The following is a 22,608-nucleotide window of genomic DNA, read 5'->3' on the forward strand; positions in this document are numbered from 1 at the left end:
CGTCCCTGGCACTTGCTCGGGCCTCAGTCGACAAGCACTTGTCCATCATGCTCCACGTAGGGCGGGTACGGCCCGGTGCCGCTGTGCGGAGCTTGAGATGCCGCAACAAAGCGGCCGGTCTGGACATCGAAGACATGGACTTCGCCGTCTTCGATGACATAGTGCCATCCGTGCAGGCTGAGCCGCCCGGCCTCTACCCGCGATCGCACCATGGGATAGTCCATCAGCCGTTCGAGCTGCAGCACGACGGCGCGCTGCTCGGTGCGGCGCAGCGCCTCGGGGCCGGCCTGCACGGGCAGCACGGCCTCGCGGCCCAGGTCCAGCCAGCGCTGCAGGTTGCGTGCCTCGGGCGAGACTTCTCCATACAGGGCCTTGATGGCCCCGCAGTGGCTGTGGCCGCAGACCACGATGCGGCTGACCTGCAGGTTGAGCACGGCGAATTCGATGGCCGCCGCCGTGCCGTGGTGGCCGTGCGATCCGTCGTACGGCGGCACGAAGGCGCCCACGTTGCGCACCAGGAACAGCTCGCCCGGCGGCGCCCCCGTGAGCAGGTAGGGCACCAGGCGCGAGTCCGAGCAGCCGATGAACAGCGTGGTCGGGTGCTGGCCCTCTTCGACCAGGGTGCGGAACTGCGCGCGGTACTGCGGGAAGGCGTGCTCGTGGAAGCGCCGCAGGCGCAGCAGCAGTTCGTCGTCGGGCATGGGCACTTCCCCGGCTATTGCACCAGCGGCGAGTCGGCCGCAGCGATGCGCACGCCCACCACTTCGGACTGGCCGGCCAGCAGCTGCAGGTACTGGTGGAGCGCGCTCACCCAGGTCTGCTGGTGCAGGGCCTGGGCGACGGCCGGGCGCGCCTGCTGCCAGTCGGGCAGAACGCCCGCCTCGCGCGCGCAGACCTCGACCACATGCAGGCCGAAGCGGCTGTGCACCAGGCGCGGCAGCACGCCGATTTCCTGGGAGGCAAAGACATCGCGCACGAATTCGGGCGCGCAGTCGCTGCGGCCCAGCCAGCCCAGTTCGCCGCCATGCTGGCCGCTGGGGCAGTTGGACCATTGGCGCGCGGCCTCGGCAAAGCGCAGGCCGGCGTCGTCGGCACAGCGCAGCTCGATCAGCAGGGCCTCGGCCCGCTGGGTGAGGGCACGCACGTCCACGCCGGGCGTGACGGCAAACAGCACGTGGCGCAGGCGCACACGCTCGCCCTGGGCGAAGCGCGCGGGGTTGGCATCGAAGTGGCGGCGGCAGGCGTCCTCGCCGGGCTCGGGCAGGTGCAGCGATTGCTCCAGCAGCTGCTCTATGGCCTGGGAGGCGCGCTCGCTGATGACGCCGTCGTCGCCGGCCGCATCATCGGTGCCCAGCAGGCCTTCGCGCTGGGCCGCCTGGCGCAGCAGCTCGGTGCAGGCGCGCTGGCGCAGTTCGCGCTCGGGCGGGCGCTGTCCGGGTGCGTGCAGCGGCGTGGCGTTGATGCGGGCCACCTCGGCACCGGCCTCGCCCACGGGCGGGAAGGCCGGCACGTCGGGAATCGCCGGGAGATCCCCCATCGGGGCAGAAGAAGTAGAAGAAGAAGGGGTTGAAGACGCGCAGCCGCAGTGGCCGCCGCCCGATCCGTTGCATCCATGTTCCATGTCGCTCTCCTCAATGGCCGGGCTTGGCGTCACGGCGTGCCGACGATGCGGGCAGGCCCAGGCGGCGCGAGCGCACCAGCTGGTAGGGGCGCAGCAGGTAGACCAGGGTGCCGAAGCCGCTCCAGACGTGGACCAGGCGCGTGAAGGGGAAGACCAGGAAGATGCTCATGCCCAGGAACATGTGGGCCTTGAACACCCAGCCGGCCTCGGCCAGCAGTTCGGCTGCGCCGCCACGGAAGGTGACGATGCGCTGCGCCCATTCGGCCAGGGCCATCATCATGGAGCCGTCCATGTGCTTTGCAGACAGCGGGATGGTGGCCAGGCCCAGCAGCAGCTGCAGCCACAGCAGCCAGAGGATGGCGATGTCGCTGAACCTGGAGTGGGCGCGGATGCGCACGTCCGACAGCCGGCGGTGCAGCAAGATGGTGAGGCCGATGAAGCCCAGCGTGCCCGCGATGCCGCCGCTGACCATGGCCAGCAGCTGCTTGGCGCCTGCGGCCATGAAGGGCTCGTAGACGAAGTGCGGCGTGAGCATGCCCACGGTGTGGCCGAAGAACAGGAACAGCACGCCGATGTGGAACAGGTTGCTGCCCCAGCGCAGGCTTCCGCTGCGCAGCAGCTGCGATGAATCGCTCTTCCAGGTGTACTGGTCGCGGTCGAAGCGCAGCCAGCTGCCGATGAAGAACACGGCCAGGCAGATGTAGGGGTAGAGGCCGAAGAGCAGGTGGTCTATCCAGGAGGGGGTCATGTCAGGCTCCTTTGGCGGGGTCCTTGGGCTTGGGGCGCCGCCGTGCGGCGCACGAAATGCACGGGCTGCTCGGCGCCGGGGCGCGATTGGCCCTGGCTGCTGCAGCCGTCGAAGGCGGCGGGTTCGGCCCAGGCCTCGTCCATGGCGGGCTCGGGGCGGATTTCCACGCGCTCGGCCCGGTGGCCGGTGATCTCCAGCACGGCCGCGATCACGCTGGCGTAGGGGCTGTCGCGCCGCGCCAGCGCCGTGAACAGGGCGTTGAGGATGTGGGCCATCTCGCCCAGGAATTCACGGGCGATGGCCGGCGGCTGGGTGGAGGCGAACTCCAGCACCACGGCCAGGTGGTCGGGCAGTTCGTCGGCCTCGAAGGCCAGGCCCGCGCGCTCGTAGGTCTGCTGCAGGTCGATCAGCGCCGGGCCCCGGTCGGCCGAGTCGCCGTGCACATGTTCGAACAGGTGCAGCGAGGTCTGGTGGCCCCGGTCGAAGGTGTCCACGTAGCGGGCCTCGGCCTCGAAGGGGTCCATGGCCTGCAGCTGCTCGGCCAGCTGCTGCAACTCGCGCAGCCGCGCGGGCGCCACGGATTGCTCCAGGCGCAGGGCGTCGATCAGGCCCGGCAGCAGGGCGCGCAGCTCGGCGCCCGGGTAGCCGATGAGGCAGGCCAGCGCGCGCAGCGTCAGGCGCACGGGGGTGGAGGTGTTGTGATTGAACATGGCGGCAGTCCTCACATTTGCGCGCGGATGGGGATGGTGCGCGGCTTCTTGCCGCCGAACAGGCTGGCGTCGGTGCTGCCGTCGGAGCAGCCGTTGCCGAACGAGAAGCCGCAGCCGCCGCGCAAATCGAACGCGCTTTCGGCGTATTCGCGGTGGGCCGAGGGGATGACGAAGCGGTCCTCGTAGTTGGCGATCGCCATGGTCTGGTACATGTCCTCGACCTCGTGCACCGTCAGTCCCGCGTACTGGAGCACGGCCAGGTTCTGTTCCTGGTCCACGTGCTTGCTGCGCTGGTACGCGCGCATGGCCAGCATGCGTTCCAGCGCGCGCACCACGGGCGTGGTGTCGCCGGCGGTGAGCAGGTTGGCCAGGTACTGCACGGGGATGCGCAGCTGCGAGACATCGGGCAGGTCGCCATTGATGGGGCTGCGGCCGACACTGTCGAGATGCCCGGCGTTCGCCGCCGAGGTGATGGGCGACAGCGGCGGCACATACCAGACCATGGGCAGGGTGCGGTACTCGGGGTGCAGCGGCAGGGCCACCTTCCAGTCCACGGCCATCTTGTAGACGGGGCTGGACTGGGCGGCCTCGATCCAGGCGTCGGGGATGCCGTCGATGCGGGCCTGGCGGATGACCTCGGGGTCATTGGGGTCCAGGAAGATGTCCAGCTGCGCCTGGTAGAGGTCGCGGTCGCGCTCCACGCTGGCAGCCTCCTCGATGCGGTCGGCGTCGTACAGCAGCACGCCCAGGTAGCGGATGCGGCCCACGCAGGTCTCGGAGCAGACGGTGGGCTGGCCGGCCTCGATGCGCGGGTAGCAGAAGATGCATTTTTCGGCTTTGCCGCTTTGCCAGTTGTAGTAGATCTTCTTGTAGGGGCAGCCGGAGACGCACATGCGCCAGCCGCGGCACTTGTCCTGGTCGATGAGGACGATGCCGTCCTCCTCGCGCTTGTAGATCGAGCCCGAGGGGCAGGACGCCACGCAGGCCGGGTTCAGGCAGTGCTCGCACAGGCGCGGCAGGTACATCATGAAGGTGTTCTCGAACTGGCCGTAGATGTCCTTCTGGATCTGCTCGAAGTTCACGTCATGGCTGCGCTTGCTGAATTCGCCGCCCAGGATTTCCTCCCAGTTCGGACCCCATTCGATCTTCTCCATGCGCTGGCCCGAGATCAGGCTGCGCGCGCGCGCCGTGGGCGCGGCCTTGCTTTCCCTGGCCGACTGCAGGTGCTCGTAGTCGTAGGTGAAGGGTTCGTAGTAGTCGTCGATCTGGGGCAGGTTGGGGTTGGCGAAGATGCGCATCAACAGGCTCCACTTGCCGCCCTGGCGGGGCGCGATGGAGCCGTCCGAGCGGCGCATCCAGCCGCCGTTCCACTTGGCCTGGTTTTCCCACTCGCGCGGGTAGCCGATGCCGGGCTTGGTCTCGACGTTGTTGAACCAGGCGTATTCGACGCCGGGGCGGCTGGTCCAGACGTTCTTGCAGGTGACGGAGCAGGTGTGGCAGCCGATGCACTTGTCCAGGTTCAGCACCATGCCGATCTGTGCGCGGATTTTCATCGTGTTTCTCCTTGTTGTTCAGGCATGGGCGGCTGCGCCGGCCTCGGCTTCGTCATCCAGCCAGTCGATGCGGCGCATCTTTCGGACCAGCACGAACTCGTCGCGGTTGGTGCCGATGGTTCCGTAGTAGTTGAAGCCGTAGCTGTACTGCGCGTAGCCGCCGATCATGTGGGTGGGCTTGAGCACGATGCGCGTGACCGAGTTGTGGATGCCGCCGCGCGTGCCGGTGATCTCCGAGCCCGGCGTGTTGATGGTCTTCTCCTGCGCGTGGTACATCATCACCATGCCCGGCTTGACGCGCTGGCTGACCACGGCCCGCGCCGCGATGGCGCCGTTGGCGTTGTACAGCTCCACCCAGTCGTTGTCGGCGATGCCGGCGCTCTTGGCGTCGTCCTCGCTGAGCCAGACGATGGGGCCGCCACGCGCCAGCGTGAGCATCATCAGGTTGTCGCCATAGGTGGAGTGGATGCCCCACTTCTGGTGCGGCGTGATGAAGTTCAGCGCGATCTCGGGATGGCCGTTGGGCTTTTGGCCCTGCACTTCCTGCAGCGCCTTCATGTGCACGGGCGGGCGGTAGCTGACGAAGCCTTCGCCGAAGTCGCGCATCCACGGATGGTCCTGGTAGAACTGCTGGCGGCCGGTGAGGGTGCGCCATGGGATCAGCTCATGCACGTTGGTGTAGCAGGCGTTGTAGCTGACCTTCTCGCTTTCCAGGCCCGACCAGGTGGGCGAGCTGATGATCTTGCGCGGCTGGGCCTGGATGTCGCGAAAGCGGATCTTCTCGTCCTCGCGGTGCAGGGCCAGGTGGGCGTGCTCGCGCCCCGTCTGCTTCGACAGCGCCTCCCAGGCCTTGACGGCCACGTGGCCGTTGGTCTCGGGCGCCAGCATCATCACCACCTCGGTGGCGTCGATGTCGGTGACGATGCGCGGGCGGCCCTGGCTCACGCCTTCCTCGCGCACCAGGCCGTTGAGCTCGCCCAGCTGCTCCACCTCGGTCTCGGTGTTCCAGCCGATGCCCTTGCCGCCGTTGCCCAGCCTGTCCATCAGCGGGCCCAGGGCCGTGAAGCGCTTGTAGAGGTTGGGATAGTCGCGCTCGACCACGGCAATCTGCGGCGCGGTCTTGCCGGGGATCAGGGCGCACTCGCCCTTCTTCCAGTCGCGCACGCCATCGGGCTGGGCCAGCTCGGCGGGGGTGTCGTGCATCAGCGGCGTGAGCACCACGTCCTTTTCCACGCCCAGGTGGCCCACGCAGACCTCGCTGAAGGACTTGGCGAAGCCCTTGTAGATCTCCCAGTCGCTCCTGGCCTGCCAGGCCGGGTCCACGGCCGCCGACAGCGGGTGGATGAAGGGGTGCATGTCGCTGGTGTTGAGGTCGTTCTTCTCATACCAGGTGGCCGTGGGCAGGACGATGTCCGAGTACAGGCAGGTGGTGCTCATGCGGAAGTCCAGCGTGACCAGCAGGTCCAGCTTGCCTTCGGGCGCCTTGTCGTGCCAGCGCACTTCCTGCGGCTTGGCCGAATGGCCGGCGCCGGGCCGCCCCAAGCCGGCCGCCCCCTGGGGGGAGGCGCGCAGCGCATCGGGGGGGTCTTGTTCTCCAAGGTCTTTTCCTTGCACGCCGTGCGTGGTGCCCAGCAGGTGCTTGAGGAAGTACTCATGGCCCTTGCCCGAGCTGCCCAGGATGTTGGAGCGCCACACGAACATGTTGCGCGGCCAGTTGGCCGGGTGGTCGGGGTCCTCGCAGCTCATGGACAGCGAGCCGTCCTGCAGGGACTGCACCACGTGGTCCTTCACGTCCAGGCCCTGGGCCTGGGCGTCGCGCACCAGCTGCAGCGGGTTGGCCTGCAGCTGCGGGGCGCTGGGCAGCCAGCCCATGCGCTCGGCGCGCACGTTGTAGTCGATCATGGCGCCGCCGTACTGGCTGCGGTCGGCCAGCGGGGACAGCACCTCTTCCACGCCCAGCTTCTCGTAGCGCCACTGGTCGGTGTGGGCGTAGAAGAAGCTGGTGGAGTTCATCTGGCGCGGCGGGCGCAGCCAGTCCAGCGCAAAGGCCAGCGCGGTCCAGCCGGTCTGCGGGCGCAGCTTTTCCTGGCCCACGTAGTGCGCCCAGCCGCCGCCGCTCTGGCCTATGCAGCCGCACAGCATCAGCATGTTGATGATGCCGCGGTAGTTCATGTCGCAGTGGTACCAGTGGTTCATGGCCGCGCCGATGATGACCATGGACTTGCCGCGCGTCTTCTCGGCGTTGTCGGCGAACTGGCGCGCAATGGCGATCACCTGGTCACGCGGCACGCCGGTGATCTTTTCCTGCCAGGCCGGGGTGTAGGGCGCATCGGCGTCATAGCCGCCATCAGCGCCCTCGGTGGCCTCACCCTCCAGGCCACGGTGGATGCCGTAGTTGCCCGCCAGCAGGTCGAACACGGTGGCCACGATGGCCTCCTCGCCGTCCAGCACCATGCGCGAGACGGGCACGCGGCGCAGCAGCACATCCGTGCCCTGCTCGTTGGCGTCGAAGCCCGGCGACTGCAGGCCGCCGAAGTAGGGGAAGGCCACGTCGGCCACTTCACTGTCCACGCCCTGGCCGTCCAGCACCGAGAGCTTGAGCTGCACGTCGTTGCCCGTGCGCGCCTCCTTGGATTCGAGGTTCCACAGGCCCTCGTCGGCGCGGCCGGCCTCGCCCCAGCGAAAGCCGATGGAGCCGTTGGGCAGGGCCACGCCGCCGTCCTCGCCGTAGGCCACGGTCTTCCACTCGGGGTTGCTGTCCTGGCCCAGGTGGCCGTCGAAGTCGCTGGCGCGCACATAGCGCTCGGGCACCAGGGCCGTGCGGCCGTCGGGCAGTTGCTGGCGCTTGAGGCGGATCAGCAGCGGCAGGTCGGTGTAGCGGCGCGCATAGTCCTCGAAATAGGCCGGGCGGCCGCGCTCGCCGAAGTAGAACTCCTTGAGGATGACGTGGCCCATGGCCATGGCCACGGCCGCGTCCGTGCCCTGCTTGGGGTGCATCCACAGGTCGGCCAGCTTGGCGACCTCGGAGTAGTCGGGCGTGACGGCCACGACCTTGGCGCCCTTGTAGCGGACCTCGGTGAAGAAGTGGGCGTCGGGGGTGCGCGTCTGGGGCACGTTGGAGCCCCAGGCGATGATGAAGTTGGAGTTGTACCAGTCGGCGCTCTCTGGCACGTCGGTCTGCTCGCCCCAGGTCTGGGGGCTGGCCGGCGGCAGGTCGCAGTACCAGTCGTAGAAGCTCATGCACACGCCGCCGATCAGGCTCAGGTAGCGGCTGCCTGCGGCATACGAGATCATGGACATGGCCGGAATCGGCGAGAAGCCGATGATGCGGTCCGGCCCGTGCTTCTTGATGGTGTAGACGTTGGCCGCCGCGATCATGCGGTTGACCTCGTCCCAGCTGCTGCGCACGAAGCCGCCCAGGCCGCGCTGCTTTTGCCACTCGCTGCGCGCATCCGCGTTCTCGACGATGGCGGCCCAGGCATCGACCGGGCTCCTGGCCACGGCCAGGGCAGCGCGCCAGTGCTTGAGCAGCCGGCCGCGCACCATGGGGTATTTGACGCGGTTGGCGCTGTACAGGTACCAGCTGTAGCTGGCGCCGCGCGCGCAGCCGCGCGGCTCGTGGTTGGGCAGGTCGGCGCGCGTGCGCGGGTAGTCGGTCTGCTGGGTCTCCCAGGTCACGATGCCGCCCTTGACGTAGATCTTCCACGAGCACGAGCCCGTGCAGTTCACGCCGTGCGTGGAGCGCACCACCTTGTCATGCGCCCAGCGGTCGCGGTAGGCGTCTTCCCAGGTGCGGTCCTCGCCCGTCACCTGGCCATGGCCGTTGGAGAATTCCTGCCGGGGCAGGGAGAAGTAGGAAAGCTTGTCCAGAAAATGGCTCATCGCGGGACTCCTTGTTGTTCGTTGCGGTGCGGTCTGCGGCCCGGGGCTCAGCAGGGCATCTCGGCGTTCCTGCGCGCGTAGTACCACCAGGTCACGCCCACGCACAGCACATAGAAGGCGGCAAACACCCACAGCGCCAGCTCGGGCCCGCCCGTGGCGGCGATGGAGCTGCCGTAGCTCTTGGGGATGAAGAAGCCGCCGTAGGCTCCCAGCGCGCCCGCAAAGCCCAGGGCGGCCGCGCCTTCGGTATTGCCCTCCTTGAGGGCATGGGCCTGGGCTTCCTCGCTGGGATGGGCGCCCAGTTCGCGCTGCTTGAGGGCCAGGAAAATCGCCGGGATCATGCTGAAGGTCGATCCGTTGCCGATGCCCGTGGTCAGGAACAGCACCAGGAACATCAGGAAGAAGCCCATGAAGCTGCCCTCGGCGGGACCGAAGCCCAGCGCGTAGCCGCCGCTGCCCTTGGGCAGGAAATACAGCACGCCCACCACGGCCACGGCCATGACGAGGAAGTTCCAGAACGTCACGCGCGCGCCGCCCGCCTTGTCGGCCAGCCAGCCGCCAAAGGGCCGCGACAGCGCGCCCAGCAGCGGGCCCAGCCAGGCATAGGCCAGCGGATTGACCGCCGGGAACTGGCTCTTGATCAGCAGCGGAAAGCCGGCGGCAAAGCCGATGAACGAGCCGAAGGTGCCCAGGTACAGCAGGCACATCACCCAGTTGTGCTTGCGCCGGAAGATGGCGGCCTGGGCCGCGAAGCTGGCCTTGGCGTCGGCGATGTCGTTCATGCCGAACCAGGCGGCCAGCGAGGCGATGGCGATCCACGGCACCCAGATGAAGGCCGCGTTCTGCGCCCACACCCGGGTGGTCTCGCCGGCCTTGGTGATGGTCTGCGCATCGCCGCCGAAGACGCCGAAGATGCCGGCCGTGATCACCAGCGGGCTCAGGAACTGCACCACCGACACGCCCAGGTTGCCCAGGCCCGCGTTCACGCCCAGGGCCGAGCCCTTGCGCTCCTTGGGAAAGAAGAAGCTGATGTTGGCCATGCTGGAGCTGAAGTTGCCCCCGCCCAGGCCGCACAGCAGGGCCAGGATCAGCATGGTCGGATAGCCGGTGCTGGCGTCCTGCACGGCGTAGCCGATGCCGATGGCCGGGATCAGCAGCGAGGCCGTGGACAGCGCCGTCCAGCGGCGCCCGCCCATCAGCGGCACCATGAAGGAATAGAAGATGCGCAGCGTGGCGCCCGACAGCGCAGGCGCCGCTGCCAGCCAGAACAGCTGGTTGGTGGAGTAGGTGAAGCCCAGCGCGGGCAGGTTCACGGCCACCACGCTCCAGACCTGCCAGATGGCAAAGGCCAGGAACAGGGCGGGCACCGAGATCCAGAGATTGATCCTGGCGATGGCCTCGCCCTCGCGCTCCCAGAACTGCCTGTCCTCGGGGCGCCAGAGGGTCAGCACGCTGCCGGGGCGGCTGCGCGCGGATGCCTTTGCGGCGGTCTTGGTGTTCGCATGCATGTGCAACTCCTGCGGTTCAGCGAGCGGCCGGCTGCACATCGCTGTGGCCGCCGTGGCTGTTGAGCACGTCGGTGCGGCGCACCTCGGTGAAATACATCCAGATCAGCGACACCCAGACCACGCCGTACAGCAGCATGAAGGCGCTGGAGCGGATGCCCGTCCAGTCCAGCAGCACGCCGAACAGGATGGGCAGGATGAAGCCGCCCATGCCGCCGGCCAGGCCCACAATGCCGCTGATGGCGCCGATGTTTCCGGGGTAGTCGTCGCTGATGTACTTGAAGACGCTGGCCTTGCCGAAGGCCATGGCAATGCCCAGCACGAACATCAGCGCGGTGAAGGCATAGACGTTCAGGCCCAGGTGAAAGCGGGTGCTGCCCTCGGTGGTGAGTACCGTGAAATCCGTCTGCGGATAGGACAGCAGGAACAGGCAGATCCAGCACACCCACAGCACCCACCAGGTCACGCTGTGTGCGCCGTACTTGTCCGACAGCCAGCCGCCGATGGCGCGCAGCACGCCGCCCGGCAGCGAAAAGCAGGCCGCCAGCAGGGCCGCCACGCGGATGTCCAGGCCGTACTCGCCCACGTAGTACTGCACCATCCACAGGCTCAGCGCCACATAGCCGCCGAAGACGATGCTGTAGTACTGGCAGTACTTGAGCACGCGCGGGTCCTTGAGCGCCTTCAACTGGTCGCTGAAGCGCACGTTGCTGGGCACCAGGTGGGCCGGGTCGCTGTGGCTGAACAGCCAGAACAGCACCAGCGCGCCCAGCATGATGGCCGCATAGGCATGCGGCACGGCGGCCCAGCCGAAGGCCACCAGGATCACCGGCGCCACGAACTTGTTGACCGCCGCGCCCGAGTTGCCCGCGCCGTAGATGCCCATGGCCATGCCCTGGCGCTCCTTGGGAAACCAGCGCGCCACATAGGGCGTGCCCACCGAGAACGAGCCGCCCGCCAGGCCCACGAACAGGCCGATGGTCAGGAAGTGCCAGTACTCGGTGGCATAGCCCATCACCCAGATCGCGGGCACGGTGACGGCCATCAGCACCGCCATCACGATGCGCCCGCCGAAGCGGTCGGTCCAGATGCCCAGCGGCACGCGCACCAGCGAGCCCGTGAGCACGGGCATGGCCGTGAGCAGGCCGAACTGCGTGGCGTTCAGACCCAGCATCTTCTTGATGGGGATGCCGATGATGCCGAACATCATCCAGACCATGAAGCAGACCGTGAAGGCCAGGGTGCTGACGGCCAGGACCGACCAGGCCTGGCGGTCGTGGCGTGTGCCTGTGCTGGTGCTCTTGCGGGGGTCGCCCTGTGCGGTGGGCGCTGTGTTTGCCATTTTGTTTTCCTCGTGGGGGCTATGGCATCCATGGTCCCGCGCGAGGGCCGCGCCGCACATCCGCCAGCCGTACGCTCGGACAAGGCGGAAGAACTAGGAGCGCGCAGGCGGGCCTAGTTCCAAAGAACTATCGAGGACAAAAAGGCTTGACGCAGATCAGGAGCGGCGGCCGAAGACCGATTTCGGGCTGCGCCCGTAGAACCGCGTGAACGCGGCACTGAAGTTCGACGGATGGGCATAGCCCACCTGCCAGCCGGCTTGGGCGACCTGGCAGCCGGTCTCCAGCAGCGCCCAGGCGCGGCGCATGCGCAGCTCCAGCAGCAGGGCCTGGGGCGTGGTGCCGAAGACGGCGCGAAAGCCCTGCTTGAGCCGGTGCTCGCCCAGGCCCACGGCGGCGCTCAGGTAGGCCAGGGTCAGCGCGCGGTCCATCTGGGTGGACAGCAGTTCGCGCGCCTGCTCCAGCCGGGCCAGTTCGTCGGCCGACCAGCGCGGTGCCGCCTTGGCCGGCTGCGGCGCAGGCGCGAGATGCCGCAGCTCCAGCGCGGCCAGGCTCAGCATGGCGATGTGGCGGTCCAGCGCATCGGTGGGCTGGTGCCCGGGCGGCTGGGCCAGGCGCCGCGCCAGTGCCAGGCTGGCCGGCAGGCTGGCGCGGTGGTCCAAGGGCCGCACACCGGCCGCGCCGTCCACCTGCGTCAGGCGCTGCGAGAGTTCAGGCCCCAGATAGCGGTCGAGCGCTGCGCCCGACAGCAGCAGGCGCAACTGGCGCACGGTCTGCCCGGCCGCATAGCGGCGCTCGCCCTGGCTGCCGCGAAAGGCTGCCAGCGTGGTCTGCCCCGCGCCGAAGCGCAGTGCCGCACCCGTGCGCGCCACAAAGCCCGATTCCCCGGCCAGCCCCAGCGTGATGACCAGGGTGCGGCCCTGGTCCGAGGCATCGGCCTGCACGCTGTCCTCCACCAGGTCGCGCAGCGGGCAGTAGTGCGAGCGCGCCAGCACGATGCCGTCGCCCAGCGTGAAGCGCTCCGCATGGCAGTCGCCCAGCTCGGCGGGCAGGGCATGCCGCGTCCAGCCCGGCGCACAGGGCTGGGGCAAGGCAAGCGAGGAAGGGATGCGGGAGGTCATGGGAGAGGAATGGATGCGCGCTTCGCATAGGAAATGCTCCGGCGCGCATACGTTTTCAAATGATAGCGATTCTCATCTTCCCTAGCATCGGTCTCCAACGAGATTCCCTTTTTGGAGAGGACGAGAAAACCATGGCATTCCCCCTTCGCTGGCCGGCCGCGCTGGCCCTGGCCCCCTTCACGGTGGCGGCCCAGGGCCAGGCGCCCGAAGCCGCCCTGCCCGAGATCACGGTCACGGTGAACAAGCAGGCCGAGAGCCTGGACGCCGTACCCGCCAGCGTCTCCGTCTTCGACGGCGCGGCGCTGGAGGCGGCCAGCGTGCGCGGGCTGGACGCGCTGTCCGCCCAGGTGCCGGGCTTGGTGTTCCAGGCCTTCGGCCAGTCGGGCGTGCAGCCGCCCGTGATGCGCGGACTGACGGCCAACTTCGTGTCGTTCTCCTCGTCCACACTGCTGCTGGTCGATGGCGTGCCCACGCTGATGGCCCAGGGCTTCGAGCACAACCTGCAGGGCGTGGACCGCGTGGAGGTGCTGCGCGGCCCGCAATCGACCTTGTACGGCCGCAATGCCGAAGCGGGCGTGGTCAGCATCGTCACGCGCCAGCCCGGCGACACGCCCTATGCATCGATCAGCGCCGAGGCCGGCAACCACGGCCAGCGCGCGGGCAGCTTCGAGCTGGGCCGCGCCCTGGTGCCGGGCCAGCTCTACATCGGCCTGTCGGGCGAGTGGCGCGCGCAGGACGGTTTCATACGCCAGCAGGCGACGGGAGCGCGCGTGGACGACCGCGAGCGCGCCAGCGGCCGCCTGGCCCTGCGCTGGACGCCCACGGCCGAGACCGAGGCCACGCTGCGCTACGCCCGGCAGCGCTGGGACGACGGGGCCGCGCAATGGGGCAGCATTGCCGCGCCGCGCGCCACGGTGAACTCGGGCACGGACAGCTGGAACCGCTCGCGCGGGCAGACGCTGTCGCTCGATGTCTCGCACCGCTTTGCCTCGGGCCTGCGTCTGCGCTCCATCACCGCACGCAATGTCTTCGACGACCGCGTGCTGCAGGACACGGACTTCCAGAGCGCCGACCTGCTCCATGTACGGCGCGACTACCGCCTGGCCACGACCTCGCAGGAACTGCGCCTGGAGGGCGAGGCCGCAGGCCTGTGGAACGTGCGCTGGCTGGCCGGCCTGTACCTGGACCGCGACGACCATGACCTGCGCTACGAGCAAAAGCTGCCCGCCGCGCTGATGCGGCCCACGGCCGGACTCAAGGGCAGCACGGCGGCGCTGTTCACGCACTGGACCGTCCCGCTGTCCGAGCGCTGGACGCTGGCGGCCGGCGCGCGCGCGGAGCGCAACCGCGTGGAACTGGCCCCCGTGGGCGCGGCGGCGCGCAGCGACGACTGGTCGCGCTTGAGCCCCAAGCTCTCGCTGCAATACCAGTGGTCGCCCCAGGGCCAGGTCTACACCAGCCTCAGCGAGGGCTACCGCGCGGGCGGCTTCAACGTGTTCTCTCCGGCCATGGGCTATGCGGCCTACGAGCCAGAGACCGTGCGCGCCTGGGAGATCGGCACCAAGGGCCGGCTGCTGGGGCAGCGCCTGCGCTATGCGGCCTCGGTCTACACCCAGCAGGTGCGCGACATGCAGGTGCAGCAGATGGGCCTGCCGGGCGTGGTCTACATCACCAATGCGGCGCGGGCACGCTCCACGGGTGCGGACTTCGAGCTCGACTATGTGTTCGGCGGCGGCTGGCAGCTGCAGACCGCCCTGGGCCTGAACCGCACGCGCTTCGGCAGCTTCCGCGACGGCGGCGCCGTCTACGACGGCCACCGCAACCCGTTTGCGCCCGACATGACGGCCCATGTGGCGCTGCGCTACGACGCGCCCGGCCGCTGGTGGGCGCAGGCCGCCGTGCAGGGCGCGGGCAAGGTCTACCTGGACGCCGCCAACGCCTACCGCCGCCCCGGCTACGGGCTGCTCAACCTGTCGGCCGGCTATGCCCAGGGGTCCTGGGAAATCGCCGCCTACCTGCGCAATGCCGCCAACCGCCGCTACGACGCCGTGGGCTACCTCAACGGCCAGGTCGTGGTCTACAGCCCGCCGCGCGAGTTCGGCGTGCGGCTGACCTGGCGCATGTGACTCCCTTTCGTGAAAAGGACATTCCGATGAAAACACCCCGCTGTGAATCCCCTACCCACACCCCCTCCCACGCCCTGCAGCCGCTGTGGGACCTGGCCGCCGCCCAGGTCCAGGCCGAGGCCCTGGTGCTGGCACTCGAATCGGGCGCTCTGGACCGGCTGGCCACGCCCCAGACGCCGGCCGAGCTGGCCCTGGCCCAGGGCTGGAACGAGGCCAATACCTCCCACTGGCTGGAATTGCTGTGGAGCATGGGCCTGCTGCGGCGCGGCCAGCACGAGCCCGTGAGCTACCTGTTGGCCACCGACGCGCTGCGCTACCTGCACAGCGCATCGCCCGAGTCCTGCGGCGCGGCCTGGCTGTTCCGCCTGCGCTCTCTGCGCCACTCCGCCACGCTGCTGCGCGGCCTGGTCGAGCACGGCCCTGCCGGGGACGGCATGGCTTGCAGCGCCCCCATGGCCACGGGCAATGCCGAAGGCTGGGCCGCCGCCGCACGCGCCCAGATCGGCCAGGAGCAGCGTGCCGTCAGCGTGCCTGCCGCGCTGAACCTGCTGCAGCAGGTTCCCGAGGCCGGCGCCGCGCGCCGCATGCTGGACCTGGGCGGCGGCCCCGGCTGGATCGCGCTGGCCCTGCTGCGCCGGCAGCCCGCGCTGCAGGCCAGCGTCTTCGACTGGCCCGAGGCCGTGGCCGTGGCGGCGGACAACGCCCGCCAGTCCCGCCTGTCCGACCGCTTCACCGCCCTGGGCGGCAATCTGGTCACGGACGGCATAGGCAGCGGCTACGACCTGGTCTGGTGCTCGTCCGTGCTGCACTTCGTGCCCGATGCGGCAGCCGTGGTCGCCAAGGTGTTCGACGCGCTGGCGCCCGGCGGCGTCTTCGTCTGCGCCCATGCGGAGGTGGACGACGCGCCCGAATCGGCCCTGCGCACCCTGCCCTACTACCTGCCCATGCGCCTGCTGGGCCGCAGCGTGACGCGGCGCGGCGAGCTGCAGGCGCTGCTGGCGCAGGCGGGTTTCGAGCGCATAGAACGCATCGAGTCGCGCGAGTTTCCGATGGCGCCACTGGCCGTGCTCGTGGCGCGCAAGGCCGCGCCATGAAGGCCGCAGCTCCCCGCCCTGTCTGGCTGCTCCAGGCACTTTTCGGCTGGCTGCACCTGGCGCTCACCGCGCCCAGCGTCTACCTCTGGCTGGGCCTGCCCCTGGTCATGCGCCAGCATGGCTGGTCGGGCACGGCCATCGGCCTGTTCCAGCTGGCGGGGCTGCCCGCGCTCATCAAGTTCGCGCTGGCCGCGCCCGTGGAAGCGCGCAGCGCGAACGGCCGGCCGCGCTACCGCGCCTGGGCGCTGGCCCTGTGCCTGGCCTATGCGGCCGTGCTGCTGGCCCTGGGCTGGCAGCAGTTGCTGGCCGAGCGCCTGTGGCTGTTCGGCCTGGCCTTCGCGGCCGCGCTGGCCGCCACCTGGGCCGACATTCCCGTCAGCGCCCTGGCCATCCGCCTGCTGCCCGCGTCCGAGCGCATGCGCGCCGGGGGCGTGCGCGCAGCGGCGCTGTCGCTGGGCGCCATCGTGGGCGGCGGGATGATGCTGCTCATGCAGGCGAAATGGGGCTGGCGCGCGCCCTTCCTCTGCCTGGCCGGCGCGCTGGCCCTGGGCGCCCTGCTGCTGGCCTGGATGGTGCGCCATGAGCCCGGGGATGCGCCCTCGCCTGTGCTGCTGCCTGCGCCCAAAGCTGGACTGGCCGCCATGGTCCGCGGCTATGGCGCCCAGCCCGGCGCCTGGCGCTGGACCCTGGCGCTGGTCAGTTGCTTCCCCTTCATCGGCGCGGCCTGGTTCTACCTGAAGCCGCTGATGCTGGACCACGGCTTCGCGCCCGCCCAGGCCGCCCTGCTGGCCGGCATGGGCGGCGGCGTGGTGGCCGCGCTGGCGGGCGCGGCCTCGCCCCTGCTCACGCGCCGCCTGGGCACCCGGCGCGCCCTGCCCCTGTATGCGGGCTGCAATGTGGCGGCACTGGCCCTGCTGGCCGCCGTCATCGCAGCCGGCGCCCCGGCCCCGGGCCTGGTCGCGGCCGTGGCCTGCGTGGCAGCAGCCATGGGCGCCTCCTCGGCCTGCGTCTTCGGACTGATGATGCAATTCGCCCGCCCGCGCTGGCAGGCCTTCGACTACGGCCTGCAGGCCAGCCTGTTCGCCGCCAGCCGCATGCTGGTGCCGCTGGCGGCCGGCGTGGCGCTGGACGCCATGGGCGCAGCGGCCATGCTCACCAGGCTGACCGTGGCAGCCGCGCTGGCCTGGGTGTGGGCGATGCGGTGTGCGGGGGATGGTTGGGCTTCAGCCACAGCGTAGGCCGCTAATCCCGCTGCCGCTCCGACGCATACACCGCCGCCTGCACGCGCGAGCTCAGGCCCAGCTTGCGCAGGATGTGCTGGACGTGGATCTTGACCGTGGTCTCGGCAATGTCCAGCGTGCGGGCGATTTCCTTGTTGCTGGCGCCTCGGGCGATCTGGACCAGCACCTCTTCCTCGCGCGGGGACAGCGGCGAGGCCGGGGCCTCGTCCGGCTCGGGCGCCTGGGGCTCGGGCGCGCCCTGGGACTGGAAGGCGGCCACCAGCTTGCCCATCATCTCGGGGCTGACCACAGGCTCGCCGCGCGCGGCGCGGCGCAGGGCCTCGGACAGCAGGTCGCCGTCGATGGTCTTGAGCAGATAGCCCTGGGCGCCGTTGCGCAGCGCGGCCGCCAGGTCCTGGCCGTCCTCGCTCACGGTGAGCATGACGACGCGGCTGCCGGGCGATGCGGCCCGCAGGCCCGCGATGGCATCGACGCCCGGCACGCCGGGCAGGTGGTTGTCCAGCAGGATGACCTGGGGCGCCAGCGCGGGCACCAGGCGCAGGGCCTCGCCCGCGTCGCCGGCCTCGCCGACCACGCGCAGGCCCGCGTCCTGGGCGATGAGGGCGATCAGGCCGCGGCGGAACAGCGTGTGGTCGTCGATGACGAAGACGGAGATGGGGCTGGAGAAGGACATGGGGCGGCTTTTTTCTTCCGGGAGCGTGTCACGCGTTCGAGGGGAGAGCCTGCGCCGGCGCCCCGGCCGAGGCCGACGGCGGCAGCTCGATCAGCACGCGCGTGCCCTCGCCGGGACGGGAGTGGACATGGACCAGCGCCTGCGCCAGCAGGGCGCGCTCGCGCATGATGCCCAGGCCCACATGCAGCGAGTCCGGCGCCACGTCGGCGGGGACGAAGCCGCAGCCGTCGTCGCAGACTTCGAAGCGCCAGGGGTGGCGCCCCACGCGCAGCTGCACATGCCTGGCCCCCGCGTGCTTGCGCACGTTGGACAGCGCCTCCTGCACCATGTGCAGCACCTGGATCTGCACATCGGGCGCCAGCGGCAGGCCCTGGCCCGTCATGCTCAGCGAGGTGGCAATGCCCGTCTGGTGCTCGAACTTGGACAGCGTGGCGCGCAGCGCGGCCTCGATGTCCTCGGCGCTGGTGCGCGTGCGGAAATGCACCAGCAGCTCGCGCACGTCGGCATAGCATTCGCGCACGCCCACTTCCAGCTCGCCCAGGCTGCGGTCGCGCGCCTCGTCGCGGCCCTTGGCCACGGCGTCGCGCAGCAGCTGGGTCTGTATCTTGAGAAAGGCCAGCGACTGGGCAATGGAGTCATGCAGCTCGCGCGCGATCAGGCCGCGCTCCTCGGCCACGGCGGCTTCGCGCTCCAGCGCCGTGGCGCGCAGGCTTTCCATGGCGCTGGCCAGGTGGCGCGCCATGGCGGACAGCAGGTCGCGCATGTCGTCCGTGAGCACCACGCTGGAGCGAAAGAACAGGTTGACCTCGCCCAGCAGGCGCTGCTGCAGTTGCACGGGGATGCTGACCACGGTCTCGAAGCCGGCCTCGCGGCAGTGCGGCAGCTGCAGGTCGCTGGCCGGCGTGATGGGGATCACGCGCAGCCGCGCCTGCTCGCGCGGCTGGCCGCACAGGCAGGCGCCCGTGTGCAGGCAGTGCTCCTGCACCGACATGGACTGGGGCAGGCCGTCGCCGGCCAGCAGCACGTAGCGCTCGTTGGCCTCGTCGGACCAGCGCACCGTGGCCGCATCGGCCTGGGCCGCCAGGCGGACCTGGCGCACAAAGCCTTCGGCCAGGGACTGCAGGCTGGCGGCCTCCGACGCCTGCACGCTGACCGCGTACAGCGCCTGCAGCTGCTGGTGCTGCACGTTGAGGCTGGCGGTCTTCTCGCGCACCTTGTCCTCCAGTTCGGCGTGCGAGCTTTGCAGCGACTGGGCCATCAGGTTGAAGCCTGCGGCCAGCTGGCCGAACTCGTCGTCCACCTCCACGCTCATGCGCGTGTCCAGGTGTCCGCGCCGCATGCGCTCCAGCGCCGAGCGCAGCTGGCCCACGGGATGCAGCACCAGCCAGTAGCTGGTGGCCATGAAGCTCACGGCCGCGATGATGGCCAGCGCCATCAGACACATCTGAAACAGGTGCAGGATGGCCGTCCAGCGCGAGAGCCGGTCCTCGATGGCTTCGACAAAGGCGTCCACCTCGCGCACGAAGGCATCGGCGCTGCCCATGATGACCTGCGCGTCGACATGGTCCTCGGCCTGCCACTGCGTGCGCAGCGCGCTCCAGTCGCGGCGTATGCGCTCGTAGCGCGCCCTGACCTCGTCGCTCCAGGGCACGAACAGCGGGCGCGACATGTCGCCGCTGCGCAGCAGGTCCAGGCTGGCGTCGAACTGCTGCGCGCGCGCCTGCCACTGCGCAGGCGCCTCGTTCTGGCGCGCCATGGCCATGCGCACCATGCTCATGCGCAGCCGCCCGGCCTCGTTCACGGCGGCCGCGCCGCCCTCCAGCTGCCAGGCCACCCACAGCGTGAAGCCGATCGATGCCACGGCCGCCAGCAGGCAGGCCGCGCCCATGAGCAGCAGCTTGGTCGAAAGCGAGGGCTTGCCATGCATGGTCGCACTGTAGCCACGGCGCATTTGCGCGTCTTGACCTGAATCAAGCGCCACCCGTTTGCGCCGTGCCCCCGCCCCGATTCCTAGGATCCTTTCCAACTGCCCCCAATGCCCACAGGGCCTATGGGGACCCCGGGCAAGGCCAGTGATTAGCATGGGGCCATGCAAGTCCGCTCCCCCCTCCGCCCCTTCATCCGCACCCCGCGCCTTGCCGGCCTGGCTGCGGCCGCATGGCTGGCGGCAGCCCTTGCCGGCTGCGCCAGCTCCTCCACACCGGCGCGGGACTGGACGCAGCAGCTGCAGCGCTGGTCCGACGCACCCCTGGTGCTGCTGGGCGAGCAGCACGATGCGGCGGCCCACCAGGCCTGGCAACAGGCCACGGTGCAGCAGCTGGCCACGCAGGAGCGCCTGGCCGCGCTGGTGATCGAGATGGCGCCGCGCACGGGCTCCACGGCCAGCCTGGCGCGCGATGCCTCCGAGGACGCTGTGCAGCAGGCCCTGCAATGGCAGGACGCCGCCTGGCCCTGGCCGCGCTATCGCGGCGTGGTCATGGCCGCCGTGCGCGCAGGCGTGCCCGTGCTGGGCGGCAACCTGCCCCGCGCCGACATGAAGCAGGCCATGCGCAACCAGAACCTGGACACCCACCTGCCGCCCGAAGCCTGGCAGCGCCAGCTCGACGCCATCCGCGAAGGCCACTGCGGCCTGCTGCCCGACACACAGCTGCCGCCCATGGCCCGCATCCAGCTGGCCCGCGATGCCAGCATGGCCGAGGTGGCCAAGGCGGCGATCAGGCCTGGCAAGACCGTGGTGCTGGTGGCCGGGCGGGGCCATGTCCTGCGCGGGGTGGGCATCCCGACCTGGTTGCCGGAGTCCGCAGCAGCCAAAGTGGCCGTGGCGCAGGCAGGCGAGACATCGGTGGCGCACGAATCCGATGTGGACTGGCTGCAGAAGACGGACGCCTTGCCGGCCAAGGATCACTGCGCAGAGCTGCGCGAGAAGTTCAGGAACCCGCCGGCACCGCGGGCGGATGCGGGTCGGGTGGACTGAGCTTCACCCCTGCACGGCCCACATTCCCTCGTTGCCCGAGACCCACTCGCCGAACGCCTGCGCAGGCATGGGCTTGCTGCACAGATAGCCCTGGAAGAAGTCGCACCCCTTGCCGCGCAGGAATGCCAGCTGCTCGGCCGTCTCCACGCCCTCGGCCAGCACCTTCAGCCCCATGGCATGCCCCAGCGCGATCACCGACCCGCTGATGGCCATGTCGTCGGCGCTGTGCGGGATGTCGCGGATGAAGCCCTGGTCGATCTTGAGCAGGTCCAGCGGGAAGCGCTTGAGGTGGGCCAGCGAGGAATAACCGGTGCCGAAGTCGTCGATGGCCAGCCGCAGGCCCTGGGCGCGCAGACGGCGCATGACGGCCAGGGCCTCCTCGGGGCGCTCGGCCAGGGCGCTTTCGGTGATCTCCAGCTCCAGGCAGTGCGGGGCGAAGCCCGTGGCGGCCAGCGCGTCGGCGGTGGCACCGGCGATGTCGGTCAGCAGGAACTGGTGCAGCGAGACATTGACCGCGATGGTCATCTCGGGCAGGCCCTGATCGCGCCAGCGCTGGCCCTGGGCGCAGGCCTCGCGCAGCACCCACAGGCCCAGCGCGCCGATGACGCCCGAGCTTTCGGCCACGGGGATGAAGCGGGCCGGGGAGATGAGGCCCTCGTCCGGGTCCAGCCAGCGCACCAGGGCCTCGGCGCCCACCAGGCGGCCCGTGGCCAGGTCGATCTGAGGCTGGAAGTAAAGGCGCAGGTGGCCCAGGTCTATGGCCTGCCGCAGCCGTGCCTCCATGGCCAGGCGCTCGCGCGCGGCCGAGGTCATGTCTTCCTCGAAGAAGCACCAGGCACGGCCGCTGCGCGACTTGGCGCCGTAGACGGCCGCATGCGCGCCCTGCAGCAGGTCCTGGGCATTGCCGGCATGGGAGGGGTACATGCAGATGCCCACGCTGACGCCGGCCATGACGGACAGACCGTCCGGCGAGCTCCAGGGCTGGCCGGCCGCCGCGATCAGTTGCCGCGCGCGGGCGATGGCGTCGCCGCGCTCGCTCATGCCCTTGCACAGCACGGCCAGTTCGTCACCGGCCATGCGACCTATGAGGTCCTGGGGACCCAGGGAGTCGTGCACACGGGCGGCGATGTGGCGCAGCACCTGGTCGCCGATGGCGTGGCCATAGCTGTCATTGACGTCCTTGAAGCGATCGATGTTCAGCAGCATCACGGCCAGCGTGCCCTGCTCGGCGGCCGCCTCGGCCACGGCGTCTTCCAGCAGCGCTGTGAAGCGCACGCTGTTGGGCAGGCCGGTGAGCATGTCGCGGTGGGCCAGGAATTCGAGCTGGGCCTCGCGCGCCTTCTCGGCCGAGATGTCGGTGAACATGCACACGTAGTGCGTGACCTTGCCCTGTGCGTCCTTGACGGCGCTGAGCGACATGCGCTCGGGAAAGACCTCGCCGTTCTTGCGGCGGTTCCAGATTTCGCCCTGCCAGTGGCCCGTGGCCTGCATGCTGTCCCACATGGCCTCGTAGAAGGCCTTGTCGTGGCGGCCGGACTTGAACATGCGCGGGGTCTTGCCCAGCATCTCCTGCTCGGTATAGCCCAGCAGCCGCGTGAAGGCGCTGTTGACCGAGAGGATGCGGCTGCGCGCATCGGTGACGACCACGCCCTCCATGGTGTTGTCCACCACGGCGGCGGCCAGGCGCTGGCGTTCGTCGGCCTCCCGCCCGGCGGCCATCGCGGCATGGGCAGTGCGCTCTCCACGGCGCATGCGCCACAGCAGCCAGCCGCCGCCCACGGCCGTGACCAGCACCAGGGCCACCGAGGACAGCATGCGCCGCTGCGCTGCCGGCCCGGGCGGTATCTGCAGGTGCGCCAGCAGCCATTCCACGCCCCAGAGCCACAGCAGACCTGCGCACACATACAGGGTCAATGCGCCCCAGAGCGGTATTCGGGGCTGCTCTCCCTGATCTTGCATGTGGTTCCTCAGAACGTTCCCAGAACGTGTGACTTGCGCAGGGTCGTGTGCATGCTGCGAC

At 69.8% G+C, this 22,608-nt stretch carries 16 protein-coding genes; 4 read left to right on the forward strand and 12 right to left on the reverse strand.

Features of this window, described 5'->3' with window-relative positions; translation table 11 throughout:
• Positions 1–23: 23 nt before the first annotated feature.
• The 9 genes from AC5I49_RS19450 to AC5I49_RS19490 form a co-directional block, all read right to left on the reverse strand.
• Positions 24–701 carry a carbonic anhydrase gene (locus AC5I49_RS19450; protein ID WP_495789760.1) on the reverse strand — a complete coding sequence of 226 codons (678 nt, stop codon included), beginning with the start codon at positions 699–701 and terminating at the stop codon, positions 24–26.
• 14 nt (positions 702–715) lie between these two features.
• On the reverse strand, positions 716–1,537 hold the full coding sequence (locus tag AC5I49_RS19455; protein WP_495789843.1) for a peptidylprolyl isomerase: 822 nt from the start codon (positions 1,535–1,537) through the stop codon (positions 716–718).
• Between the two features lie 94 nt (positions 1,538–1,631).
• Positions 1,632–2,369 carry a respiratory nitrate reductase subunit gamma gene (gene narI, locus AC5I49_RS19460; RefSeq protein ID WP_012203043.1) on the reverse strand — a complete coding sequence of 246 codons (738 nt, stop codon included), beginning with the start codon at positions 2,367–2,369 and terminating at the stop codon, positions 1,632–1,634.
• Positions 2,366–3,079 carry a nitrate reductase molybdenum cofactor assembly chaperone gene (narJ, locus tag AC5I49_RS19465; RefSeq protein WP_013804386.1) on the reverse strand — a complete coding sequence of 238 codons (714 nt, stop codon included), beginning with the start codon at positions 3,077–3,079 and terminating at the stop codon, positions 2,366–2,368. Before narJ ends, narI begins: the two co-directional genes overlap by 4 nt.
• 11 nt (positions 3,080–3,090) lie before the next feature.
• Entirely contained in the window at positions 3,091–4,632 is a 1,542-nt protein-coding gene (gene narH / locus AC5I49_RS19470) for a nitrate reductase subunit beta (RefSeq protein WP_495789761.1), read from the reverse strand.
• 18 nt (positions 4,633–4,650) lie between these two features.
• The gene (locus AC5I49_RS19475; protein ID WP_017405249.1) at positions 4,651–8,514 is read right to left on the reverse strand and encodes a nitrate reductase subunit alpha; all 3,864 of its coding nucleotides are present in this window, start codon (positions 8,512–8,514) and stop codon (positions 4,651–4,653) included.
• Between the two features lie 47 nt (positions 8,515–8,561).
• Positions 8,562–10,022, reverse strand: coding sequence for an MFS transporter (locus AC5I49_RS19480; protein ID WP_063328024.1), 1,461 nt, complete (start codon positions 10,020–10,022; stop codon positions 8,562–8,564).
• Positions 10,023–10,038: 16 nt separating this feature from the next.
• Positions 10,039–11,361, reverse strand: a complete 1,323-nt coding sequence (locus AC5I49_RS19485; protein ID WP_495789762.1) for an MFS transporter — start codon at positions 11,359–11,361, stop codon at positions 10,039–10,041.
• Between the two features lie 156 nt (positions 11,362–11,517).
• Positions 11,518–12,480: a helix-turn-helix transcriptional regulator gene (locus AC5I49_RS19490; protein WP_013804390.1), complete on the reverse strand. Its 963-nt coding sequence runs from the start codon at positions 12,478–12,480 to the stop codon at positions 11,518–11,520.
• A gap of 131 nt (positions 12,481–12,611) precedes the next feature.
• Between AC5I49_RS19490 and AC5I49_RS19495 the strand changes: the two genes are divergently transcribed.
• Genes AC5I49_RS19495 through AC5I49_RS19505 form a run of 3 tightly spaced genes read left to right on the forward strand, consistent with a single transcriptional unit; the run spans position 12,612 to position 16,938 of the window.
• Entirely contained in the window at positions 12,612–14,606 is a 1,995-nt protein-coding gene (locus AC5I49_RS19495) for a TonB-dependent receptor (RefSeq protein WP_495789763.1), read from the forward strand.
• Between the two features lie 26 nt (positions 14,607–14,632).
• Entirely contained in the window at positions 14,633–15,700 is a 1,068-nt protein-coding gene (locus AC5I49_RS19500) for a class I SAM-dependent methyltransferase (protein ID WP_495789764.1), read from the forward strand.
• The gene (locus tag AC5I49_RS19505) at positions 15,697–16,938 is read left to right on the forward strand and encodes an MFS transporter (RefSeq protein WP_495789765.1); all 1,242 of its coding nucleotides are present in this window, start codon (positions 15,697–15,699) and stop codon (positions 16,936–16,938) included. The genes AC5I49_RS19500 and AC5I49_RS19505 overlap by 4 nt, the downstream gene beginning before the upstream one ends.
• A 4-nt stretch (positions 16,939–16,942) precedes the next feature.
• On the opposite strand, the gene AC5I49_RS19510 is transcribed toward AC5I49_RS19505, so the two are convergent.
• Complete coding sequence (locus tag AC5I49_RS19510) at positions 16,943–17,614, reverse strand: response regulator (protein ID WP_016446642.1); 672 nt, start codon at positions 17,612–17,614, stop codon at positions 16,943–16,945.
• Positions 17,615–17,642: 28 nt separating this feature from the next.
• Complete coding sequence (locus AC5I49_RS19515) at positions 17,643–19,541, reverse strand: type IV pili methyl-accepting chemotaxis transducer N-terminal domain-containing protein (protein WP_495789844.1); 1,899 nt, start codon at positions 19,539–19,541, stop codon at positions 17,643–17,645.
• A 162-nt stretch (positions 19,542–19,703) separates the two neighbouring features.
• On the opposite strand from AC5I49_RS19515, the gene AC5I49_RS19520 reads away from it, so the two are divergent.
• A complete protein-coding gene (locus tag AC5I49_RS19520; RefSeq protein ID WP_479930586.1) occupies positions 19,704–20,588 on the forward strand; it encodes a ChaN family lipoprotein in 885 nt (294 codons plus the stop codon).
• A gap of 3 nt (positions 20,589–20,591) precedes the next feature.
• Here AC5I49_RS19520 and AC5I49_RS19525 read toward each other — a convergent pair whose 3' ends face one another.
• Positions 20,592–22,547: a putative bifunctional diguanylate cyclase/phosphodiesterase gene (locus AC5I49_RS19525; protein WP_016451962.1), complete on the reverse strand. Its 1,956-nt coding sequence runs from the start codon at positions 22,545–22,547 to the stop codon at positions 20,592–20,594.
• Positions 22,548–22,608 lie beyond the last annotated feature (61 nt).

The sequence above is a fragment of the Delftia sp. genome, from assembly GCF_059499305.1.